At 56.2% G+C, this 386-nt stretch carries 1 protein-coding gene; it reads left to right on the top strand.

From position 1 onward, the window contains the following. Positions 1 to 97: 97 nt before the first annotated feature. A partial coding sequence (locus JS756_RS39190; RefSeq protein WP_498063059.1) for a thiolase family protein occupies positions 98 to 386 on the top strand: 289 nt, incomplete at its 3' end.

The following is a 386-nucleotide window of genomic DNA, read 5'->3' as shown; positions in this document are numbered from 1 at the left end:
AATAAGAACAATGGCCTCTCCTGTCCCCCGGGGCCTGCGCCAGGTCCTCCAGAAGAGTCCCTCCGACATTGTGATTCTATCCTCCCTCCGTACCCCGGTGACTCGTGCCAAAAAGGGTGGTTTTAAAGACTCATATCCCGAAGAATTGCTTGCCAATGTGCTCCGCGCGACCCTCGAGGCGAACCCCCAGCTTGACCCAGCCTTGATTGACGATGTTTCGATTGGCTCCGTCCTGCAAGAACTCGGTGGCGCCAAAGCCGGCCGTATGGCACAGATCCATGCGGGATTCCCTAGCACGGTTCCGTTTCATACAATAAACAGACAGTGCTCGTCTGGGTTGGCAGCCATAACGACGATCGCCAATGGTATCCGGGCTGGTGCTATCA

The sequence above is a fragment of the Streptomyces actuosus genome, from assembly GCF_016921115.1.
GTDB classification, from domain to species: domain Bacteria; phylum Actinomycetota; class Actinomycetes; order Streptomycetales; family Streptomycetaceae; genus Streptomyces; species Streptomyces actuosus_A.
The sequence above is the reverse complement of the archived record's forward strand: the minus strand, read 5'-3'. Positions and strand labels throughout refer to the sequence as shown.